General features: G+C 69.7%; 12 protein-coding genes and 1 pseudogene. 10 read left to right on the forward strand and 3 right to left on the reverse strand.

Features of this window, described 5'->3' with window-relative positions; genetic code table 11:
* Nucleotides 1-38: 38 nt before the first annotated feature.
* Nucleotides 39-415 (forward strand): annotated as a pseudogene (locus ACFU53_RS13795) (transposase); the annotation flags it as partial.
* Between the two features lie 466 nt (nucleotides 416-881).
* Nucleotides 882-2096, forward strand: a complete 1215-nt coding sequence (locus ACFU53_RS13800; RefSeq protein WP_383990496.1) for a wax ester/triacylglycerol synthase domain-containing protein — start codon at nucleotides 882-884, stop codon at nucleotides 2094-2096.
* A gap of 96 nt (nucleotides 2097-2192) precedes the next feature.
* On the opposite strand, the gene ACFU53_RS13805 is transcribed toward ACFU53_RS13800, so the two are convergent.
* The 3 genes from ACFU53_RS13805 to ACFU53_RS13815 all read right to left on the reverse strand — a co-directional run bounded on the left by ACFU53_RS13805 (nucleotide 2193) and on the right by ACFU53_RS13815 (nucleotide 13092).
* Nucleotides 2193-3053: an SDR family NAD(P)-dependent oxidoreductase gene (locus ACFU53_RS13805; protein ID WP_383990499.1), complete on the reverse strand. Its 861-nt coding sequence runs from the start codon at nucleotides 3051-3053 to the stop codon at nucleotides 2193-2195.
* 170 nt (nucleotides 3054-3223) lie between these two features.
* A complete protein-coding gene (locus tag ACFU53_RS13810; protein WP_383990502.1) occupies nucleotides 3224-5566 on the reverse strand; it encodes an MMPL family transporter in 2343 nt (780 codons plus the stop codon).
* A 50-nt stretch (nucleotides 5567-5616) separates the two neighbouring features.
* A complete protein-coding gene (locus ACFU53_RS13815; RefSeq protein ID WP_383990505.1) occupies nucleotides 5617-13092 on the reverse strand; it encodes an SDR family NAD(P)-dependent oxidoreductase in 7476 nt (2491 codons plus the stop codon).
* Nucleotides 13093-13630: 538 nt separating this feature from the next.
* Between ACFU53_RS13815 and ACFU53_RS13820 the strand changes: the two genes are divergently transcribed.
* From ACFU53_RS13820 to ACFU53_RS13855, 8 genes are all read left to right on the forward strand, one after another.
* Entirely contained in the window at nucleotides 13631-15031 is a 1401-nt protein-coding gene (locus tag ACFU53_RS13820) for a hypothetical protein (RefSeq protein WP_383990508.1), read from the forward strand.
* Between the two features lie 37 nt (nucleotides 15032-15068).
* The gene (locus ACFU53_RS13825; RefSeq protein ID WP_383990511.1) at nucleotides 15069-15842 is read left to right on the forward strand and encodes an SDR family NAD(P)-dependent oxidoreductase; all 774 of its coding nucleotides are present in this window, start codon (nucleotides 15069-15071) and stop codon (nucleotides 15840-15842) included.
* Nucleotides 15839-17641 (forward strand): ABC transporter ATP-binding protein, encoded by a 1803-nt coding sequence (locus ACFU53_RS13830; RefSeq protein ID WP_383990514.1) that lies wholly within the window; start codon nucleotides 15839-15841, stop codon nucleotides 17639-17641. Before ACFU53_RS13825 ends, ACFU53_RS13830 begins: the two co-directional genes overlap by 4 nt.
* Before the next feature lie 123 nt (nucleotides 17642-17764).
* Nucleotides 17765-18679, forward strand: a complete 915-nt coding sequence (locus tag ACFU53_RS13835) for a short-chain dehydrogenase/reductase (RefSeq protein WP_383990517.1) — start codon at nucleotides 17765-17767, stop codon at nucleotides 18677-18679.
* A gap of 521 nt (nucleotides 18680-19200) precedes the next feature.
* Nucleotides 19201-19476, forward strand: coding sequence for a polyprenyl synthetase (locus ACFU53_RS13840; RefSeq protein WP_383990520.1), 276 nt, complete (start codon nucleotides 19201-19203; stop codon nucleotides 19474-19476).
* Nucleotides 19473-20525 (forward strand): polyprenyl synthetase family protein, encoded by a 1053-nt coding sequence (locus ACFU53_RS13845; protein WP_383990523.1) that lies wholly within the window; start codon nucleotides 19473-19475, stop codon nucleotides 20523-20525. Before ACFU53_RS13840 ends, ACFU53_RS13845 begins: the two co-directional genes overlap by 4 nt.
* An 88-nt stretch (nucleotides 20526-20613) precedes the next feature.
* The gene (locus tag ACFU53_RS13850) at nucleotides 20614-21774 is read left to right on the forward strand and encodes an oxygenase MpaB family protein (protein ID WP_383990526.1); all 1161 of its coding nucleotides are present in this window, start codon (nucleotides 20614-20616) and stop codon (nucleotides 21772-21774) included.
* Between the two features lie 56 nt (nucleotides 21775-21830).
* Nucleotides 21831-21995, forward strand: coding sequence for a hypothetical protein (locus ACFU53_RS13855; RefSeq protein WP_383990528.1), 165 nt, complete (start codon nucleotides 21831-21833; stop codon nucleotides 21993-21995).
* Nucleotides 21996-22068: the final 73 nt, after the last annotated feature.

Genomic DNA, 22068 nt, shown 5'->3' on the forward strand with positions numbered 1-22068 from the left:
GCGCGCCGCTGGCCCGCTGGTTTCCGTGCGGCCCGGCGGGGCCCAAAAGCGGTCCCAGCCCGGTCGACCGAGCGCGTCCGGGCAAGCACCACCTCATCGTCGACGAGCCAGGGCAGCCTGCTCGCGTTGTCGCTGACCGGCGGAAACCGCAACGACGTCACCCAACTCCTGCCCCTCTGAACAAGATTCCGGCCGTCGCGGGCCTGGTCGGCAGACTGCGCCGACGGCCGGGCGCCCTGCTGGCCGACCGCAGCTACGACCACGACAGGTACCGCTGGCTGCTCCGCAAGCGCGGGATCCGCCCCGTGCTCACGGAGCGAGGCCAACCCCACGGAGCCTGCCTGGGCATCTTCCGCTACGTCGTCGAGCGCGCACAGTCTTCTGGCTCCACGGCTTCCGCAACCTGCGCATCCGTCGGGGAACGACGCGACGACACCTCAAAGGCGAGCCGATGGCCGCTGCCCTATGCCCCACATCGCCCGCGTGCACGCTCAAACTACCCCGGCCAACGACGGTCGCACCAACCCGCCGTACACCACGTCCGTGGAGGTGACCCTCCACACGGCGACGCGGGGTGTCGCCAGGACGAACACAGGCCACCCGGGTGCGCTGAGCCTCGCGTCCCCTGAACGGGTGACGGGCAGTCACTGCCGCACGTGCCAGCCGGTAGTGTCCACGCTGCACCGGTGCCGCCGACACGAAATGCGACGGAAGACACTGCGTTTCCCAGCCAATGCCTTGACTGCACCCGGCCAGTCCGACGGTACGGACGTGTTGGGCCCCACCGGGGCCGGCAGCCCGATTCCGGATCGGTTTGCCATGAGCATTCCATCGGATGAGGCACCCGTCATCCGTGCCGTCATGGAGGAAGGAAGGCTCGCATGACCGCCCGCCCGAGCCACACCAGCGGCCCCCTGGACCGACTGTTCGTCAAGCGCGGTACCGCGGCCGGGTTCATCATGGACTTCGACGGCCCCGCCCCCGACCGCGGGCAGTTGGCCGCGCGAGTGCTCGATCGGGCCGTGAAGCTGCCCGCGTTGAATCTCCTTGTCCCTCCCCCCGGCCGACAGCGGTGGCGATCGGCCACTGGTCCCCTCGAGGAAGCGGCGCACCTCTACGACGGCATCGTCCCCCTTGAGGACCTGGACGCAGCCACCAGCGAAATGTTGCACCGACCCCTGCCAAGCGCCCCACATCCCCCCTGGGACATGTGCTTGCTAGAGGACCCCGCCCGCCGCCACTTCCGGATCTGCTACCGCGTCCACCACGGCATCCAGGACGGGGTCGGCGCGGCTCACGCCGTGCTCGCCCTCCTCGGAGACCAGGCTACCGCGGGCCCGCATCCGCACCGCCCCGCTGCGCCCACCCCCAAAGGGGCCCTCCTGGCAGGGCGTGGCTTTTGGCACACCATGCGCCCGAAAAGGCACTGGGCCGCGCTGTATGCACCGCCGTCGCACCACATCCGGTGGATCTACCAAGACGTACCCGAAGCACGCGTACGCGAGGTGGCCGCGTCCCACGGAGTCACCACCAACGACGTGTGCTTGGCCGCCTTCGCGCAAGCACTCCGTCAATGGCACCGCACCCATTCGGCACTCGATGAGCCCTGCCCGAACATGCACGCCCTGATGCCCATGTCCCTGCGCCAAGAACACGAACGCCACGCACTGGGCAACCACCTGGCCGGCCACCGGGTGACCCTTCCCTGCTCCGCACCCGACCTCGACCAAGCCGTCCACCATGTGCACCGCCAGACCGACGCGGTGCGCGTCACCCGCGCGCGCGACGCCTTCCGCCTGGCCATGCGCATCCTTCCGCCCTGGTTGGGCGAACACGCCAGCAACGCGTTCACCGCCAAGAGGTCGACCCCGATCGTCGTGACCAGCGTTGCCCTCCCGGCCCCGATGACCTGCCTGGGCACGCAGCTGCGCGCCGCATCCATGTTCGGCAGCCTCTACAACGAGCGTCTGTGCTACGTATCCTTCACACGGGCCGTCGGCATCATCCGGTGCGGCATGCTCTATGACAGCGCGCTGCCCCATGCGGCGACCCTCCCACGGCTGTGGAGCGCCGCCTTGCTCCGGCGAGACCCATGAGCCCGGATCGTCTGTACCGGAGACCGCTGCCGCGAGCAGACGGTCTCCCGTACGACCGCCCGGATGAGCAACGGCTTCGGTGCTTCGGTTTCCCGTTCATGGCGTGGACGAAGGCCGGTGGCAGCCTGTGGGTGAGGCTGCCGCACTGGCCTCGGTGATGGTGGTGGTCGTGAAGCCGATGCGTTCGATGAGGGGTCGGAAGATGCCGGGGGCCTTCGCGATGAGCGTGTGAGCTCGTCGCACGGTGATTGTCTCTGCGCGGCGTTCGATGCCGGACACGATGCCGTGCACGACCTTTTCGATGGGAACCATTTTCCACAGCCCGCGTTTGTTTCCTCCCCAGAGGCGTTGGCCTGCCGGATCGGCATGGACCGCGTCCATCATGGGCGTCTTGAGGAAGGCGGGGTGCACGCTGCCGACCCCGATGCCGAGATGACGGACCTCAAGCCGAATGCTGTTGCACATCGCCCAGATGCCGGCCTTACTGGCGGTGTAGGAGCCCTGGAGTGGAGAGTGCACGAAGGCCGCCATGGAGGAGGTGGCCAGCAGGTAACCGCGCTCGCGCTCGACGTGCGGAATGGCGGCCTTGAAGGTCCGCCAGACTCCGGTCAGGTTGATATCGATGACACGTTCGAAGGCGTCGGGGTTGATGGTAGCCATCGGCCCGACGGTGGTGACGCCGGCGTTGGCGATGACGATGTCGATGCGGCCGAAGTGGTCGGCAGCGCCGTCGATCGCCGTCTGGATACTGTCAAGGTCGCGCACGTCCGCGTAGCTTGCCCAGGCGACGCCGGGGCCACCGAGGGCGTCGGCTTGGGCTGCGGCCGCGGTTTGGTCGAGGTCAAGGAGAGCGAGGTTCGCGCCTCGTTGGCGGAGGGCAAGTGCGACGGCGGAACCGAGCCCGCCGGTGGATCCGGTGATGACGACTGTCCGTCCGGTGAGCTCGTAGCACTTCACGGTGGAACTCCTCCAGGTGTCAAGGTCGGGCGGTTGGCAGGTGGTTGCAGGTGATGATGTGCGCCTGAACCGTGGGGTGAACGGTCACTGGGGCCAGCTGCTTTCCCCTGTCACGTCGTTCTCCGGTGCGTCACGGGGCGACCCGGGCCAACGAAGGTGTTCTGCGGCCATCACGTGGACACGGGAGTGTCAGCTGCAGGCGAGGCGGGGTCGTGCGGGAGTGGGGGCTCTGGATGCAATGGCAGACGGCTTCGCAACGCGATGGGGAGCCACCAGTTGGCTGGTCCCGCCAGCTTCATGATCGCCGGGACGAGCAGGGGGCGGATCACAGCAGCGTCCAGGAGGACGGAGAAGGCGACGGTGACAGCGATGGCTTTGATGTTGGCTACGTCGGTCACGGCGAGCGCCAGGAGGACAACGAGAACCACGGCGGCGGAAGCGGTGAAGAGGGGTGCGGCAGCCTGGAGGCCTTCGGCTGTTGCGCGGATGGTGTCGCGGGTGCGGCTGTGCGCCTCGCTGATGCGAGCGAGGAGCAGGATCTCGTAATCCATCGACAGCCCGAAGGCGAGAAAGAACGCGATCAGTGGCAGCGTGAGGTCGGTGGTGCCGGTGACGGTGAAGTCGCCGACCAGCCGGCGCAGGTGTCCTTGTTGGAAGACGAAGACCATCGAACCGAATGTCGCCGTCAGGCTGAGGAGGTTGATGAGGAGGGCTTTCAGGGGGAGGAACAGGCTGCGGGTGAAGACCAACAGCAGAGCCAGTGTTGCGACGGCCACGATGGTGAGGGAGCCGGGCAGTCTTTGGAAGACCGCGTCGCGGGTGTCGAGGAAGTCCGCTGTGGCCCCGCCAGTGATGGCGGGCGCGGGGGCCGGCTGGGTTCGGACGCTGTGCAGCAGATCGATGCCGGCGGTGCTGTAGGGCCGAGGGCTGGAGCTGATGGCCAGCCAGGTGCCGGTGGGCAGGGTGAATCGCTGCAGGCCTGCGCATGGGCTGTGGGCGGCCGCTTCGGAGGAGGGCTTGCAGAGCGGACCGAGGGGTGCCCCGTCCAGGTAGGTTCCGGTTGCCGTGCGCAGTCCCTGGACTCCGGGGAGTTCGGACAGTTGCCGAGCGTAGGCGTCGAGACGGTCGGCGCTGTCTTGGCCGGTGGGGTACCAGTCGGGGAGGACGATGTCGATCTCGGTGCCTACCTGGGGAAAGTCGGTGCGTAGATCCTGCATCGTCCTGGCCACTGGCGAGTTGGGCGGAAGGGCCCGCTCGTCGCTGAGACCGAAGACCACGTCGCGGAAGGGCAGGGCCAGCAGGAGTAGGAGTGTGCTGGTGACGGTGAGGACGGTGATGGGGCGACGCATGACGGTGATGGCCATGGAGTGCCACCGGGCGGCGGATCGGGCGGCACGGCGTCGGTGGGCGAGGTAGTCGCGCCTCGCTCGCCGCTCGCCGAAGCAGGCGAGGGCTGCAGGGACGATCAGGAGAGAGGCGGTCGCGGCCAGCAGGACGACGCTGATACCCGCGATGGCCAGCGACCGCATGAGGGTTAGGGGTAGTACGAGGAGTCCCAGCAGTGAGACGGCGACGATACCGGCGGAGACGGCCACGGTGCGTCCGGCTGTGCAGGTGGCGCGGACCAGTGCCTGATGATGCGGCAGACCGTTCGCGATCTCCTCGCGGTAGCGGGCGACGATGAACAGGCTGTAGTCCACAGCCAGGGCGAGACCAACGGCTGTGGTGAGGCTGAGTGCAAAGGTGGAGACGGGGGTGAAGGCAACGATGACGCGCAGGAGCGCGGTGGTGCCCGTGACCGCGACGGCGCCGACGGCCAGGGGCAGAAAAGCCGTCGGAACGCTGCCGAACACCAGGATGAGCAGGAGGAGGGTGGCGGGCATCGCCAGCAGTTCCAGGCGCAGCAGGTCCTGCTCGCTGTGCTGCTGGAACGCGCGCGTGACGGCGGCTTGGCCTGCGACGTGTGTCTCCAGTGGGCCGTGGCGGCCGGTGGCGCGTGCCATGACACGACCGGTGGCGTCGTGTTGCACATGCTGGTCGGCGTCGAGCCACAGGGCGATGAGGGCGGTACGGCCGTCGGTGGAACGCAGCAGCGGGTCGGGCGGAGGCGGCGGGGAGACTTCGGTGGCCGGGCTGCGTGGCCCGGTCCAGTACGAGTCGATGGCGGTGACGCCCTGTTCGTGCCGCAGGTCCTCGACGAGTCGGGTGCCGGCGGTGCGTGCGGCGACGTCGTCGACGGACCCGTGAGTGCGGGCGAGGAGCAGGAGGTGTGGCATGCCGCCGTGGGAGGACCGGTTGAGCATGGCGCGTGTGTGGGCCGACGAAGTGTTCTCGGCGAGCCAGCCGACATTGCCGAGCTGCGCGGAGACGCCGGCGGACAGGAGCCCCGTGAGAAGCACGAAGAGTGCGGCAGCGGCCAGGACCAGCCGGTTTCGGCGTACGGCCCACCGGGCGAGCACGGTGAGGGGGCCCGGGCTGCGCGTGCGGTCGGGGTGCGGGGACTGCTCGCACATCACTGGTGGCTCCTCCACAGGGCGGTGGGCGGGCGGGCACGCGGGTGGGGTCAATGGGTGAGCGGGGTCTGGGTGGGGGCTTGGTGGCCGAGGCGGATCAGGGCGCGCCTGGCGAGATCGGTGATGCCTTGGGCGTTGAGGAATTCCAGAGTCGGCAGTTCGCAGCCCAGGCGGCGGCGGGCGGCGATGACGGCTTCGACGGCCATGAGGGAGTCCAGGCCGAGTTGGTCCAGGCGGCGGTCGCGGTCGAGTCGGGCGGGATCGGTCTGCAGGATGTCGGCGAGGACTTGGGTGATGGCGTCTGCCACCAGGGTGAGAGCCTTGTCGGGGGTGGCGGTGGCGAGGCGGTGGCGCAGGTGGTCGGGGCCGTCGTCCTGGGGGGTGTGGGCGGGGATGAGACCGGCCAGCCGGGGGGTCTGCACGGCCGGCATCATGCTGCGGATGCGGGCCCAGTCGATCCTGGCGGCGGCGCTTACGTCGGTGTTCCGGGCGATGGCGTCTTCGAGGGCGGTGCAGGCTTCGTCGGGGGTGAGGTTGTCCAGGCCGAGACGGGCGAGCATGTCGGTGATGCCGTGGCGGGCGGCGTAGCCGGTGTCGCCGATCGCGCCCCAGGCCACGGTCGTGCCGGGCTGCCCGGTGCCGCGCCGGTTGCGGGTGAGCGCTTCGAGGTAGCCGTTGGCGGCGGTGTAGTTGGCTTGGTAGGCGTTGCCGAACCAGGCAGTGACCGAGGAGCAGGCCGCGAAGATGTGAAGGTCGTGGTCGCGCGTGAGGGCGTTTAGGAGGGCTGCGCCCAGCATTTTGGGTTCCAGGGCGGTGCGGATGCGCTCGTCGGTGAGTTCGGCGAGCGGGGCGTCGTCCAGGACCATCGCGGCGTGGATCACTCCGCGCAGCGGGTGGTGGCCGGCGTCGATGGCAGCCAGCGCCCGGCGCAGGTCCCCCTCGTGTGTGACGTCGGCGGTGTGCGCGGTGGCTTCGGCGCCGCGGTCGGCCAGGGCCTGGATGAGGCCGGCGGCACCAGGGGTGTCGGCGCCCCTGCGGCCCAGGAGGGCGAGGTGGCGGGCGCCGTGGTCGACGAGGCGGTGTGCGAGAGCGGCTCCGAGGCCGCTGAGTCCGCCGGTGATGAGGTAGGTGGCGTGAGGGGAGAGCCGCAGGGGCGGATGGGTCCTGTCGATGGGCGGCGGCTCCTCGAAGGTGATGACGACCTTGCCGAGGTGGCGGGAGCGTTGCAGGGCTCGTAGTGCCTCGCCGATGCGGGCAGCGGGGTAGGCCAGGTGCAGCAGTGGCCGGTAGGTGCCGTCCGTGATCAGTTGTGCCATCTCGTCGAAGCAGGTGCCGGCCTGGGGCAGGCGGCTGGAGATGAGTTGGTGTGCATCGACGCCGAAGAAGGCGATGTTGTTGCCGAAGGGCCGTAGGGCCAGGGGGGTGGAGGCGTAGATGTCGCGCTTGCCGAGTTCCAGGAAGCGCCCGCCTGGCCGCAGGAGTTCCAGGCTGCGGCTGATGGCCTCGCCCGCGAGGGAGTTGAGGACGACGTCGATGCCTTGGCCGCCGGTGACGTCACGGACGTGTTCGGCGAAGTCGAGGGTGCGGGAGTCCAGGACGTGGGGGACGCCGAGCATGCGCAGCAGGTCGCGTTTGGCGGGGGTGCCGGCGGTGGCGATGACGGTGGCGCCTCGTGCCCGGGCGAGTTGGAGGGCGGCCAGTCCGATGCCGCCCGCGGCGCCGTGGATGAGGACGGTCTCGCCTGCCTGGAGGCGGGCGAGTCGTTCGAGGGCGTGGTGGACGGTGAAGTAGACCACGGGAAGGGTGGCGGCTTCGGCGAACGTCACGTCGTCGGGGATCGGGCCGACGAGGCGGGCGTTGACGGTCACCTGGGAACTGAGGCTGCGGGGTGCGAGCGCGTAGACGCGGTCGCCCGGTGCGACGTGGGTGACGGTGCTGCCGACGGCGGTGACCGTACCTGCGCATTCGAGGCCCAGGGCCGGCCCGTCCTGCAGTGGTGTCTCCGCTCCCGGTGGCAGGAGGCCCACGGCCAGCATGACGTCTCGGTAGTTGAGGGCGGCCGCTTCGACGGCGATGGTGACCTCGTCGTCGGCGGGCTGTTGCGGGTGGTCGGGTGCCCAGGTGAGCCGGGGGTGCAGGCCGGCGTCGTGCAGGCGCAGGGTGAAGGGCACCGGGGCGGGGTTGTCGTGGGTGTCGGTGGCCGCGCGCAGGGCGACGGTGCGTGGGACAAAGCGCCCGCCGCGGGTCAGGACGACCTCGTCCTCGTCGGTGGGGTGGAGCAGTTCGGCTGCCAGGCGCCGGGCGTCGTCTTCAGGCTGGGGTCCGGCGTCCAGGGAGATGCGCCGGACGGCCAGGTGGGGGATTTCGTTGGCCAGGGAGCGGGTGGCCCCCCACAGCACCGCGTCGTGGGGGACGTGGGGCTGTTCGGGGGCCGGGTGGATGCCGCTGGGGCGGGTGATGATCCACAGGTTGGCGGTGGCTGCGGTCTGCAGATGCGAGGCGGTGCCGGCCAGGGTCTGTAGCGCACCGAGTCGGGTGACGGCTTGTTCGGAGGTCTGGGAGGGGCCGTCGGCGGGGTGGCCGGCGTCGAAGATCAGGACGGTGTTCGGGGGCTGCTGGTCCGCCGCGATCTGGTCCCAGTGCTGGGGGGCCTCTTGCAGACCGGTGAGGTGGACGTCGGCGCCCGTGCGGGTGAGGGCGTCGGCGAGGGTGTGGATCAGGTCGCTGTCCGGGGTCTCAGCGGCGAGCAGCCAGCGGGTGTCCTGGGCGGTGTGCGGGGCCTCGGGGGCGGGGCTGCCGGTGGTGGCCCGTTCTGTGCGGCGAGCGCAGATCACTGAGTACTCGAGTTCGGGCAGGGGCTGGTCGTGCCCGAGCTGGGCGACCTCGTCGAAGCCGCATTCCTGCAGCAGGGATGCCCAGGCGTCCGCCGGCAGTAGGGGGGAGTTCTGCCTGAGCGAGGTGTCGGTGAAGTCCCAGAACCCGTCAAGGGTTCCGAAGCAGGGGGCCAGCAAGCCGGGCTCGTGGGTCTCGTGGGCGAGGAGTTGTCCACCGTCGGCGAGCAGGTGGGTGATGCGGGCGAGGGTCGCGCGCAGGTCTCGGGTGGCGTGCAGGACGTTGGTGGCGATCACCAGGTCGAAGGAGGCCTCGGTGAAGCCCTGTTCGGCCGGATCCTGGTTCAGGTCGAGGCAGCGGTAGTCGACGAAGTCGAAGTCGGCGAAGCGGGCCTTGGCGTGGGGGAAGAAGCCGGCAGACAGGTCGGTGAAGGTGTAAGCGGTTCGTTCGGCGGGGAGGTGGGGCAGCAGCAGGGCCGTGCTGCTGCCGGTGCCGGCGCCGATCTCCAGGATCCGGAGCGGCCGGTCGGCGGGCCAGGTGCGGATCTGCTCGCGCACCAGGGCGCGCAGCAGTTGGTTGTGGAAGCGGGGCTGGACCGCGTCGCTGTAGAAGTACTCGATCAGATGGCGGTCGGGTTCGTCGAAGAGCAGTGTCAGCGGATCGCGCTTGCCCCGCAGTACGTCGGCCAGGTGCAGGCAGCACCGGCCGAACAGGGAGATCTCGACCGCTTGATGGGGGAAGTCCCGTACGAGCCGCTGGAACAGCTCCAGCGGCGGGGGGCCGTCCGTGTCGGGGAGGTGCCAGCGAGCGGGGCGGTCCTCCTGGGCCGGCCGGGTCTGGCGCACGAGGCCGCGGGTGGCGTGGGCGAGCAGTTCGGCCAGCCGGGCGTGGTTGGGCCGCATGCCGCCCGCCATCAGGTCAGCGGTGTCGAACTCGACTTGTCCCGGCAGCAGTAGCTGGGCGAACGCGTCGGCGATGAGGCGGGAGCAGCACTCGCGCAGGCTTTGCAGTCCGCTCTCGTGGCCCTCCCCGCGCCAGGCGTTCTCCAGCTGGTCGCGGTAGGGCAGGCATGCCTGAGCCAGGACGGTGGGCGAGGGCAGGGGTGCGGGCTGTGCCGGTCCGGCGGCGCTGGGGGCGGCGCGCAGCACATTGACGAGGTGCTGCACGGGTTCGGTGGGGGTGTTGCCCATGCGGCGCAGACGGCAGCCGGTGAGCTGGAGGCAGACCTGGCCGTCGGCGTCGGAGAGGGTGATGTCCCAGCACAGTTCCTGGGGGCTGCTCTCACGCAGACGTACATGGATCAGGCCGGTCTGCGGCGGGGTGTTCCACAGTCGCAGTGCTTCGACAGCGACCGGCAGGAAGGGCAGGTACTCGCCGTCGACGGTGGACAGGCAGCCGCCTGCCTGCAGTGCGCCGTCCAGCAGCGCGGGGTGGACGTGGTAGCCGTCGGCGGGTTCGGTCAGTGTGTAGGAGGCGAGGACTTCGCCGTCCTGCAAGCGCAGGTCGGTGAGGACCTGGAAGGCGGGGCCGTAGGCGAGGCCGGCGCGCCGGGCGCGGGCGTAGTGCTCGGCGGCGTCCAGGTGGGTGTGCAGGCGCGAGCGCAGGGCGGCGGGGTCGATGGGGGCCGGTGCGGTGGCCAGCAGGCGCCTCACCCGGGCGCGGGCGTACGGCTGCCAGGGCAGGTCGTCACGGGTGCGGGCGGCGATCTCCAGGGCCTGGTCGGGTTCGTGGAGGGAGACCTGTACGCGGACGTCGGTGGTGTCGTCGTCCCAGGGCAGGTCGAGGGCGCGTGTGATGAGGAGGTGATTGACCTCGACGGGGGCGTCGTGGACGAGTCGGCCCGAGGCGAGTGCCATCTCCAGATAGGCGGCGGCGGGCATGACGACGGCGCCGGCGACCTGGTGGTCGGTCAGCCACGGTAGCCGGGTGGGCTCCACCAGGTTGGACCAGGCGGGTTGCTGGACAGAGACGCGCGCTCCCAGCAGCGGGTGCTGGACAGGGGTGGTTTCGCCGGTGACGCGCAGCCACCACTGGGGGTCGCCGTGCCAGTGCCGTTCGCGCTGCCAGGGGTAGGCGGGCAGGTCCGCTGTCCGGCCCGGCCGGGGGAAGAAGGTGTCCCAGTGGGCGCGGGCGCCGGCGGCCAGCAGGTGGGCGGCCGCGGTGTCGACGGCGGCGGGCCCGGGCACCGCGCGGGCGCAGGTGCCCGTGGTCAGTACCGGCCGTTCCAGGTCTTTGGTGGCCTTGCGCAGGTAGGGCCGCAGGACGGGGTGGGGGCCGATGTCTACGAAGGTGTCGTAGCCGTCGTCGAGCAGGGTGCGCAGCGCCGGTCCGAACAGGACGGGTTCGCGGACGTTGCGCCACCAGTAGTGGGCTCCGAGGGCCTCACCCGGGCAGGTGGCGCCGGTGACCGTCGAGACGAACGGAATGCCGGTGGCGCGGGGGCGCAGCCCGTCCAAGGAGTCGAGCAGGGTGTCCTGGATGGGTTCCATGGCGCGGCTGTGGAAGGCGTAGTCCAGTTCCAGCATGCGGAAGAACGTCGCGCGCATGTCCAGGTCACGGCCCAGGGCGCGGAGATCTTCCTCGGGGCCGCAGACGGTGACGTCCTGGTCGCCGTTGACGGCGGCGATCTCCAGGGTGCCGGCGTAGGGGGCGAGTTCCTTGGCCGCTTCCTCCGCGGACAGGCCGATCGCGGCCATGCGGCCCTTGCCGCGGGTGGCGGCCTGTGCACGGCTGCGTTCGGCGACCACCCGGGCGGCGGTGGGCAGGTCGAGGGCGCCTGCGACGTGGGCGGCGGCGATCTCGCCGACGCTGTGGCCCAGGACCGCGGCGGGGCGGATGCCGCGTGCCTTGAGTAGTTCCACCAGGCCGATCTGGAAGGCGAACAGCAGTGGCTGGGCGATCTCGGTGGCCTGGATGCGGGCGGGGTCGGCGCCGGCCATCTCCTCACGCACCGACCAGCCCAGGTGGGGCGTGAGTGCGTCGTCGACCCGGGTGAGCGCGGCGCGGAAAGCGGGCTCCTCGCGCAGGAGGTCCGCGCCCATGCCGGCCCACTGGGAGCCGTTGCCGCTGAAGGCGAACACCACCCGGCCGTCCGTCACCGCCTGTCCGGTGGCGGTGGCGGCGGGTAGCGGGGTTGCGCCCTGGCCGACGGCCTCCAGCGCTTCGGCTGCCTGCCGGCCACCGGAGGCAAGGACGACGGCGCGGTGCGGGTGCAGGGTGCGTCGGCGTGCGGCTGTCCACGCGGCGTCGTAGAAGCCCTCCGGGGCCTCTTCCCGCAGCCGATGGGCCATGCGGGTGGCCGCGGCGTCCAGTGCTTCGGGTGTACGGGCCGACACCACCACCGGCAACAGACCGCCGGGTTGCTCGGGCCGGTCGGTGTCGGGCACCGCGGGTGCGGCTGCGAGGACGAGGTGCGCGTTGGATCCGCCGAAGCCGAAGGAGTTGACGCCGACGACCGGCCGCTGCTGGGTCAGGGGCCTGGCCTCGGTGCAGGGGGCGAGTTGCCAGCCGCCGAAGTCGATGTGGGGGCTCAGCGGCTGGGCGTGCAGGGTCGGCGGGATATGGCGGTGGCGCAGGACGAGCAGGGCCTTGAGCAGTCCGGCCATGCCGGAGGCGGCCTCCAAGTGACCGGTGTTGCTCTTGACCGATCCGATCGGCAGCGGCCCGGCAGTGCGGCGAGTGCCAAGGGCGCGGCCGATGGCATCACACTCGATCGGGTCGCCCACCGGGGTGCCGGTTCCGTGGGCTTCGAAGTAGGCGAGGTCGTCGGCCGACACCCCGGCCTGGGTGTAAACCTGCTCCAGCAGTGCCGCCTGTGCCTGGGCGCTGGGAAGTGCCAGCCCGGTGGTGCTGCCGTCGCTGTTGACGCCGCTCGCCAGGATCACCCCGTGGATGCGGTCGTCGTCCGCGAGGGCGTCGGTCAGGCGTTTGAGCGCCACCACGCCGCCGCCTTCCGCGCGCACGTAGCCGTCGGCCTCGGCCGAGAAGACGCGGCAACGGCCGGTCGGCGACAGCATGGAGGCGGCTGAGAACCCGGTGAAGGCGAACGGGCTGAGCAGGACGCTCACTCCGCCGGCCAGTGCCATGCGGGCCCGGCCCGTCCGCAGTGTCTCGCACGCCTGGTGAAGAGCGGTCAGCGCCGAGGAGCAGGCGGTGTCCACCGTCATGCTCGGGCCGTGCCAGTCGAGCAGGTGGGAGATGCGGTTGGCGGCGTTGGTCGCCGCGAGACCGGCCATCGTGTACGCGTTGGGGGCGTCCGCGCCGGAGGCCTGGAGGTCGGCGTAGTCGTGGCTCGACATGCCGACGAACACCGCCGTGTCGGAGCCGGCGGTCGCGCTCTGGTCGAGGCCGGCATCGTCCAGGGCCTCGACCGCCATCTCCAGCAACAGCCGGTGCTGCGGGTCCATGCGGGCTGCTTCGCGCGGTGAGATCCGCTTGAAGTAGCCGTTGTCGAAGCCGGTCACGTCCTCGAGGAATCCGCCTGCGGCCGTGTAGCTCTTGTTGTTCTTGCGCCGCTTCGTGTCGACGAACCGTTCGGGATCGAAACGGTCGGGCGGTACCTCGCCCACCAGATCGCGTCCCTCCCGCAGCGCCTCCCACAGGTCCTCCAGGCCGGCGATGCCGCCCGGCAATCGGCACGAGAGGCCCACGATCGCCACGGCCTGCCTGTCGAGGTTCGCGGGGGCCACAGTCACGGAGTTCTCCCGGTGCACAAGGGGGTAGGCGGCAGCGGCGCGCTGCATGCGATGGCGGTCCGGCGGTGTGTTTCCGTCGCCGAAGCCTCCGCGATCTTAGGGAGTGGGGGGACGGCCCTTTCGCTCGTTACTGCATTCGGGGGAACGCGATAGGTGATGTCGGCGCGTGTGGAGGAGCACTTCAGCCAGTTGGCGCCCTGTTTCAGCCAGTCGGTGCCCTGTACCTGCCCTGGCGTATTCACCACTGCGGGTGAACCTGCGTAGGCCTCCATCGGCCTCCACCTGCAGACATGCCGGATCGGGAGGTGGAGTGGCGTCAACCTGCCGCCCGCCGGCCTCCCGAAGGGTTGTTGGCAAGCCGTCGGTCCACCCGCCGCCGGTAGGGTCGCCGTCGCCCCGGTGCCCGCCCCGCAGGGCCCGCCACCTGCGCGTCTACAGGCAGGCGGACCCCTGTCCATCGCACTCCCGCACGGCCGGCCACAACGGGGCCCGCGAAGGCCCACCCGGCGGCCTCGACGACGTTTCTGGAAGGTAGGCCATGAGCAGTTCACCGGTTGCCGCATCCACCGTCTGCACCGACCTGACCGCATGCGACTGGTGGCGTCCGTGCACGGTTCAGGTGATCGGGGAGGTGCCGGCCGGGCAGCAGGCACTGCGGGCCTTCCTGGACCGTCTGATCGCCTCGTTCGAGGTCCAGGGCCACACCGTCTTCGACCGCTCCCATGGCGATGTCGACCTGATGCTCATGTGCGGGCAAATCCCGGAGGGAGACCAGCCCCTGCGGGAGCGGGTTCCCGAGGACTACCCGCCGCTGAGCGCGATGCTGCGCAAACGCCACGGTCTTCGCCGCAACCCGCGCCATGTCGTCGCCGTGGTCGAGGTGCCCGAACGGCTCAGCGCCCTGCCCCATGCCGAGGTCGTCGCCACCGCCCGCACGGCCATGGGCCGGCTGGGCGCGGCCAAAGTCCTGTTCGTGTCGCGCGGTGGAGCTCCCGGCCAGGTGCGGGAGGTGACCTTGTGCACCATGGAGGGCGGCCACCCCACGGAGGTGGACGACATCGCCGACCGCATGCGCGATCGGCTGGTCACCACGGCGTGCGCCCAACAGGTCGCCGAGGACTACGACACTGTCCGCGACGCCATCACCGCCGAGGCGTGGCAGGCCAGCACCACACCCGAGCAACTCGCTACCGCGGGACGCCGAATGGGTGAACTGGGTCTGCTGTCCCCGCCGTTGAAGGTGTCCGACTTCGTCTCCGACCAACTGGCCGACAAGTACGAGATCTACATGGGGGTGCGGGGTTTCAGCGAGGGCATGCTGTTCGCCTTCGACCCCGACCTTGACTGCCTGGTGGTCAGCGCCTCGGGCTCCTGGGACGTCGACAAGCGGGCCCTGACGCGTGAGCAGGTCGTGGCCGTCGAGCCGCGCCTGACCGGCGGACGACGTCTGCGCGTTCTGGCCCCGAGCGGCGTGCTGCCGATGCAGCCCTCGGTGGAGACATGGGAGATCTGCGCCCTCATGGACGCCTGCCCCACCGTCCGTATCACCAAGGACCGGGCAGGCTCATGGGTGCTCGACCCGGACGGGGAACGCGAGGTCCCCCTCGTCCGAGCCGGCATCCACGCCCACGTCGGCGTCACCTCCAGCGATGACACGGTGATCGAAACCGTAGGAGCGGACCGCGAGCAGTTTCCCTACGGCTTCGGCTGTGGCACCGACCTGACCGTCGAGATCGCCCGCAACACCGTCCGTCGCTCACACGCCATCAACGACCCCGCCGACCCGCGGACCTACGTGCGCTGGCCTCTGCTGTACCACGGGGAGATGGCCGTCGAACTGTGGAAGCCCGACCTGCCCTCCCAGCCCTTCCAGGGCCTGCTCGACCTGTACGGCACGGCAGTGCGGTTCACGCCCGACCACATCCCCCAGCCGGTATGAGCGGACGTTCGCCCTCCCAGCGAAGCGGAGCACCGTCGTGCCCACTGCGGTGATCACCGGTGCCACCTCGGGCAGCCTCGGACCGGCCTTCGCCACGCACCTGGCCCGGGCCGGTTACGACCTGACGCCGGTCGCCCGCACCGAGCAAGGCTTGGCGGGCACCGCTGACCGGCTGCGGCACCCCAGTCACCGGGTCACCACCATGGCCGCCGACCTGGTCACCGGCCCTGGCAGCCGCCGCCTCACCGGCAGTCCGGCCCAGACCGTCCCGGACCTGCTGGCCAAAGAGACCCTTCTGCAGCTGAACATCGGTTGTGTGCTGCGCACGACCCAGACCGTCCTGCCTGGCATGATGCAGCGCGACTCGGGCGCCGTTGTCAACGTCGCGTCCGTCGCCGCCTACGGACCGACCTGGCCGGCCGGCGCCTACCCCGCCAGAAAGTCCTGGGTACTCGCCTTCACCGAGTCCATCGCCCGCTCCGCATCGGTCAGAAGCAGCCGAGTACGCATCAGGGTTCTGTTGCCGAGCTACATCCGCACGGCATTCCACCAGCGCGTGGGGCTGGAGGTCGGTCAGTTGCCCTCGTGGATGTGGCTGAGCAGCGAGCAGGTAGTCACCGCCGCCATCGCCATGCGGAATCTCGTAAAAGGCCGCCTGGTCAGCATCCCCAGCCGCTGCTGCAGGGCCTGTGCCTGCGGAATTGGCCACCTGCCCCAGACTCTGACCTCCGCATTCAGGTGGCACCTTGGCCGTAACCAGTCCGTCCTTCCCCCGCCCGAGGCCCCCCGCACTGCAGACATCGCGACATGACCCTCCTGACGGCTCACACCCGACACGCCGATACGACCCTCTCCCCCGGCGACAGCACGGTGTCCGGACTGCGCATCGGCCCAGATCTCCTACGCGGCAACCGGGCGCTGCTCGCCTTGTCCGCCGTCCTGTCCCTGGCCTCGGCCGCCGTCGGCCTGGCTGTGCCGTGGCTGGCCATGGACGTGACGGACGCCCTGACCCGGCATCAACCGATCACCCCTCCCGCCGTGGGCATGAGCGTCGCGGTCCTGGGCGCAGCCGGGCTCCACGCCCTATGCGGATGGCTGCTGGCCGGAGTCGGCGAGCGTGCCGTGCTGCGTCTGCGACGCCGGGCCATGGACCACCTGCTGAGGCTGCCGCTGCGCGCCGTCCGCGACCAAGGCGCCGGAAGTCTCACCGCCAGGATCACGTCGGACGCCGTACTGCTGCGCGTACTCATCGAAACTGGTCTCGTCCACCTCCCGGTGGCGCTGATCGCCGCTGCCGCCACGCTCACTGCCATGGTCGTCATCGACCCAGTCCTCACCCTGGTAGCCGCCTGCGCCTTCGGCCTGGCCGGCGCCTGTGTCGCCGTGATGACGGCCCGCATGAAACACCTCGCGGGTGCACAGCAACACGCCCTCGGACAACTCGCCCAAGGCCTCACCGCCCACATCACCGCGCTCATCACCATCAAGTCCTGCCGCTACGAGGCCGTGGCCGCACGAAAGCTCGGACACGCCGCGGCCAACGTACGCTCCGCGTGTTTGCCTGTCTCCCGTCTCCAGTGCCTCATCGGCCTAATCGTGAGCGTGGGCCAGCAGGTCGCGGTCCTGGCCGTCGCGCTGGCCGCAGGGCAGCGGATCACGCGGGGGGAACTATCTCTCGCCTCCTTCAGCGGCTTCTTCCTTTACCTGCTGCACCTCACCTCTCCCCTAGCCGTCGCCGCCATCGGCATCGGCCATCTGCAGGCGGGTCTGGCTGCGCGAGGCCGCTTCCACCAACTCCTCACCCTTACCGCGGAAACGGACAGCGCCGCACCACCCGCCCTGCAACCCCCATGCCCGGAAGCGGAAGCCGTGACCTTCCACCACGTGACCTTCCGCCATCCCGAAAGCAGCCCGGTTCTGGACCGTGTGAGTTTTCACGTCCCCGCAACCGGCCTGACCGCCCTCGTTGGCTCCTCAGGCGCGGGGAAGTCCACGGTGCTCACTTTGATCAACCGTCTTACGCTGCCCGATCAGGGTGAAATCCGGGTCCTGGGAATGCCCGTCGACAGCTGGCCCCTCAGCGAGCTACGCCTGCGCGCCACCTACGTCGACCAACAGGCCACCCTGGTAGAAGGCACCGTCCGCGAGAACCTCCAACTCGGCCTCACGAGACCGGCCAGCGACGAAGTGCTACTGGACGCACTGGAGAAGGTCGGCCTGCGCAAAGCGGTCTCGCGCCTCCCCCAAGCCCTCGACACTCCCCTCGGCCGCGCGCAGGACCTTTCCGGCGGCCAACGCCAACGCCTGGCCGTGGCCCGCGCCCTTCTCACCGACAGCGTGATCGTCCTCCTCGACGAGCCGAACTCCCAACTGGACGGCATCAGCGAACGACGCATCACCCAAGCCATCAACGACCTGGCGGCCACCCGTTGCGTCCTCGTCGCCAGCCACCGACTGTCCACCATCCGCAACGCCCGGCACGTCATTCTGATCGGAGAGGACGGAACCGTTGTCACCGGCAGCCACAAAGACCTGCTCACCACCAGCAGCCACTACAGAGAACTCGCCGACGGTTACGCCACAGCGCCCTTCGACCACTCCCCGTTCTGACCGCTGCCCAACGATTCGCTGCGACCGCCTCAACTCCCGTGCGGCGCCGCAAAAGCGGGTGCATGCGCACACCGTGCAGCCGGAGACTCCAAGATCCCCACACTCCCCATGAGGACACCGTCCATGGCCAAGTACTCCCTGTCGAACAAGACTGTGCTCATCACCGGTGCCGCCGGTGGCATCGGGGCAGCCAGCGCTCGAGCACTGCACGCCCTTGGGGCCAACCTGGTTCTTGCCGGTCGTAACGCTTCCTCGGTCGCGGACCTGGCACGCGAGCTTGGAGAGGAACGAGTGCTGTCGCTGAGTGTGGATGTGACCGATTGGGCGGCCTTGCAGAACGCGGTGGCTTGCACGGTCGACCGGTTCGGCGTGCTCGGCGTCGTCTTCGCCAACGCGGGCGTCGGTCCCGACGTTCCCGCCACCATCGCGACCATCGATCCAGAGCTGTTCGAGCGCATCATCGAGGTGGACCTACTCGGTGTGTGGCGCACGGTGCGAGCGTCTCTCCCGCAGATCGTCGCCAATCGTGGCCATGTCCTGGTCACCGCATCCACCTATGCCTACATCAACGGTGCCGCGAACGCCCCCTATGCGGCATCCAAGGCCGCGGTCGAGCAGTTCACCCGTGCCCTGCGCGTTGAGTTGGCCATGCACGGGGCCACCGCCGGTGTTCTCTATCCGGGGTGGGTGGAAACCGCGATGAGCCGACCGGCCTTCGGGGGACACGATCTCACGACCAGGATGCGCGCCGCCGCCTTTCCCCGCCCCCTCGCCGCCGCGATCTCCCCAGACGCCGTGGCGCGCCGGGTGGTCCAGGGGATCGAGCGACGCGCGACGAGCATCACCGCTCCTCGCCGCTGGCAGCCGGTCGGTATCCTGCGTGGCGTCGTCAATCCCCTCACCGACCGCGTCCTGACCCGGCACACCAGACTCCAACCGCTGCTGCGGGCGCTCGAAGACGCCGCGCGCGACGGCGCGGCACGAGACCAGGCATGGCCTGCCCCAGAGCCGGTTCCCCCGCAGTCGGCATCCTCCTAGAAGGTGCTGTTCGGACAGGTTGGTGATGCGGCCGGCTGGGTTGGTGATGCGGCTGGTCGTGCCGGTCTAGGGCGTGATCGTTGACAGGTGATCATTCGGCCCATTGCCGGTTTGCCAGAATCGCGATGCCGGTTGGGAGTGCCCCGTAGCGACGGGGAGAGCCGGCCGACTGCCAGGCGAACCCGAACGAGCAGGCAGCCCTCAAACGCGTCCACAACCGTCATGTGCCTCGTCCCACCGGCCAGGGACGCAAACGCTGGTCACAGCGATGAGGCCGCCCTGAACGCATTCGAGATCACCTTCGACGTACGGCTCTCCGCCGCCCGCCGTTGAACCTCCAACGGCTCCAGAACCACCACTCACTGGACGGCCCCGTAGGCACCAACTGCCAGATCTCCCGATATTCCTATCTATCACTCAATGGTGTATTTCAGGATTTTTTTGGCTTATGTCGCGCCATGCTGTGACGGGAGTGCTGTGGACGGGTGCTCTGATCGGTGAACAGTGCATGGGGGAAATGAATGACGCAGAAGACGCCGCTGGATGAGCGGGCCGTGCTGCTCGTTGCGGGTTTGGCGGACCTGGCAGTGAGCACGATCGGATCAGCGGCGGGCACCTTGCGTGCGCTGCTGCGCCGCTCCGACACCGCCGACCTGGCACGGGGCGCGGAGCAGGATCTGCGGGCGCGGGGCCGGCTAGTTCTGGACCGGTACGCGAGTGCGCCGACCGCCCACCTGGAAGTACTGGCCCAACACGTGCTCGCGCGCCAGGCCGCCTCCGCCTCCCGCCAGCCATGACCGACCACTGGGCGCCGGTGGCGTTCAAAACCCGTATCGACGACACCCTGCATGGATTTCTGGCCGACGAGGCCGACCACCTGCTGGCCATCGATGCCGATCTCAAGCCGGTGGCCGAGAGGCTCCAGCTCGCGGCCGGCCGCGGCAAGCGGCTACGGGCGGCCTTTTGCTACTGGGGCTGGCGCGCTGCAGGGCAGCCCGACAGCGAGGCCCTGGTGCGCGCTGCGGCATCCATGGAACTGGTGCACGCCGCGGCGATGGTCCACGACGACCTGATCGACGACAGCCCGCTCCGCCATAACCTGCCCACCGCGCACATCGCCCTTCAAGCGCCTCTGCGGGGGCGACCCCGCGGCCGTGCGGGCGCACGGTCCCTGGCCATGCTGGTCGGCGACTATCTGATGGCCCTGGCCGGGCAGTTGTTTGTCACCAGCGGCCTGCCCGGCGCCTACCTCGCCCGTGCCCGCCCGCTGTGGGCCGCACTTGCCCGGGAACTGATCGCCGGCGAGTGCCTGGAGATCCTGCGCACCGGCAGCCGCCCGGACACCGACGCCTCACTGAAGGTGATCCGCTACAAGACCGCGAAGTACACCGTCGAGCAGCCTCTGCTCCTCGGCGGCCTGCTTGCCGGCGCCGGTCTCTCACTGCGGAAGGGCCTGTCCTCGTACGGGCTCCCCCTGGGCGAGGCATTCCAGCTGCGTGACGACCTGCTCGGCCTGTTCGGTGACCCGGAACGAACCGGCAAGGCCAGTCTGGACGACCTCCGCACCCACCGGCCCACCGCACTGCTGGCCGAGACCTGGCAGGCCGCGGACCAAGCCCAACGGGAAGAGCTCCGCCTCGTGCTGGGCCGCCGCGACCTCAGCGGGGAACACCTGCACCAGGTGCGCACACTGATGACCGAGCTGAAAGCGCCGCAGAGGATCGAGCAGATGATCAGAGTGCGGGTGGAAGAAGCGGCCCGCGCCCTGGACGACCTCGACGTACCGCCGCCCGCCCGGCGAGCCCTGAGCAACCTGGCGAACTCCGCCACCGCACGCCTCCACTGACCCCCTGCAGACCCGCTTCCCGCGATGCAGCACCGGCCGCACCCCCAGTCGGCCCGGCATGCCGGGCCGGCCCTGTGAGGAGACTGAGATGACTTACACCGAAGCGTCGATGGACGCCCTGCGCCACCGTGGCGACGAACTGGCCGACTCGGTCGTGGCCACCCTGTTCGAGCGCGGCGAAGTCGGCCAGTTCAACACCTTGCTGCGCTACGTCTCCACAGCCGGCCAGCGCCTGCCCGACGGCCTGCCCGACGTGGCCCGCGACTACCTCGAAGCAACCAGCACACCGCCGCCCTGGGTGGACTGGGCCGAGATGGAGAAAGCGCGGTTGTTCTTCATCGACAACAACGTGCACATCTCCACAGCCCTGTCCTTCGCCTCCATGCCCGCTTGCTACGTAGTCCCGCACGTGGCGAAACTACTGTCGGCCACCCACGGGCTGCAGTACCCCTCCAAGCGGATGGCGGAGACCGGGCAGTTCACCGTCTACCTGATGCAACCTGACGCGTTCGAAGCCGGCAGCCGCTTCATCCCCGCCGCCCAGAAGGTCCGCCTGCTGCACGCCTCCATCCGTCACCACCTCAAACGTGAAGACCGGTGGGACACCGCCACGCTGGGCGTGCCGATCTGCCAGGAGGACATGATCGGCGGGCAGATGTTCTTCTCCCTGCTCGTCCTGGACAGCCTGCACCGCCTCGGAATCCACATGAGCACCGAAGGCGCCCAGGCTTACTTTTACGCCTGGCGAGTGGTCGGCGCCATCCTCGGCGTCGACCAGGACACCGTCCCCAAGACACTGGACGAAGCACGTCAGTTCCTGGACCTGTACATGCTGCGCCACATGGGCCCCTCACCCGAAGGCGCCCACCTGACCCGGCAGCTGATCGACCTGTACGAAGAAATCGTCCCCGCCACCTTCTTCGACCCGATCGTCTCCGCGCTGATCCGCTACCTGATCGGCGACACCTGCGCCGACTGGCTCGACGTGCCACGGACCACCTGGGACACCGTCGTCAAAGCCGTACCCAGTCTTCTCGGCGTCCTGGAAACCATCGAAGACACCTCCCCCCTCGGCGCCTGGGCTCTGGACCGCCTCGGACACCTCACCACCGTCCTCGAACTGTCCTCCCTTACCCGCGGCCGCGTCATGCACTACGCCATCCCCGAACAACTGAAGGCGGACTTCGGCGTCTCCTGCGCGGTCCCCCGCACCCACCGCTGGACACCGCCCCCCGCCACGGTCGGCTGAGGACAAGACCGACAGAGCCTCCGGAGGCGTCCGGGATCACACCGGGTGGGCCGCCGATGCGTGAGGGCGACTGGGCCAAGCTGATCAAGGGCTGGTTCCCCGAGCTCGCCGACCGGCGGCTGCGGCAGATCACGTGGCTGGACATCGACGAGCACCGCGGCTACATCAAGGATCTGCCGGGGACGGTGGGAGCTCGGCGTGTCCCTCCCCTCGTAGCGTAGAGACCGTGACTGCAGGGGAAGTTGGGAGTCATGGCGGAGAAGCGACGGAAGTTCGAGCCGGAGTTCCGTGAGG

Origin of the sequence: Streptomyces sp. NPDC057474 (genome assembly GCF_042802555.1) — a bacterium.
In the GTDB taxonomy this organism is placed as follows: domain Bacteria; phylum Actinomycetota; class Actinomycetes; order Streptomycetales; family Streptomycetaceae; genus Streptomyces.